General features: G+C 39.5%; 1 protein-coding gene. It reads right to left on the minus strand.

The genetic code is table 11. The features are described from left to right. Positions 1-12 precede the first annotated feature (12 nt). Positions 13-1,284, minus strand: a 1,272-nt coding sequence (locus HPC37_RS10750) for a hypothetical protein (RefSeq protein ID WP_208123099.1), incomplete at its 5' end; no start/stop codon positions are given.

Genomic DNA, 1,284 nt, shown 5'->3' on the forward strand with positions numbered 1-1,284 from the left:
CCATCTGGCGTTTCAATCGTTGACTGCAGCACCTGGATCTTTACTTAAGCCAGTAATATTATTTCCATCTGCTTTACCATAGATTTGTAAAGTCGCACCTCGATCGTTAAACTGATAAAGGTTGATTTGATTTCCTGTTCCTTCTAAATCAATAAATTCAAGGTTTGTGAACATTTCGCCTGTATAGTTTACGAATTCACCACTGGTATTAACAGCATTGATTAATAACAAATCTTGGCCTTCACCAAAATCAAAATTATTAGGCGTACTCTTTACACCAATCCCTTGTTCATTACCGGTGATCACAATAATATCATTACCGTCACCCATATTGAAATTGTTGTTACCGCCTAGAACCGTAGTTTGAATTAAATCATTTCCAGTTCCCATATCAATGGTTGTGCCAGCAATACCATCATGTTCAACATAAATACGGTCATCACCGTCACCCATATTAATAGTAACATCAGTACCAATACGACCATGCTCATGGCTATATAAGTTGAGATAATCGTCACCATTACCCATATCAATATGGATGGCTTTATCACCTTCACCAGTTTCAATACGATTTGCCTTGATTACATCATTACCATCTCCAGTAGAAATTGTAATTGGACCGTCTGTATCGCCTGTATCCAAAGTGTCAGCAATCAAGATAATATCATCAAGCGATGTAGATTTAGTACCATCTGGTGAATACTCTTGATATTTTCTATCACTAATACTTCCACCTGATGCATCACCAAGTGCATCTGGGCCACCATTAGCATCCAAAGAAGTACCCAAACGGTTCAAATCTATAATATTTGGATTATTTTCATCCAATTGTGCTGGTGCTGTTCTATCGATGTCTTCAGCAGATTTGCCATCTTGCTCAACAGTGGCTTTCACATCAAACATATCACCACTTTTCACACTTGATAACCATTTACTGTCATGTGGTACATCAACAGACCAGTTTCCACGGGCATCAACCATTGCTTTGCCTTCAAACAACACTTCTGTTGAACCAGCTTTTACCACACTCACATTCACTTCACCACCTTGGTTAACCTTGGTAGTTGAACCTGCAACAACGAATGGGAAATACTGATCATTATCATCAATTTTTCCATCGCCATTGGAATCAACTCTTTTGAGTTGTTGCTGAGTAATGCGAGCATAGTCATTGCGATCAACCGGCCCTTGGATATCTTGACCAATTTTGTTGATATCCACACCTACTTCATTAGGGGTTTTCGGTTGTGGCTCAGGCGCTGGTGGTGGATCTTGCGGATCCTT

The organism is Spirabiliibacterium mucosae, assembly GCF_014884965.1.
Classification (GTDB): Bacteria; Pseudomonadota; Gammaproteobacteria; order Enterobacterales; family Pasteurellaceae; genus Spirabiliibacterium; species Spirabiliibacterium mucosae.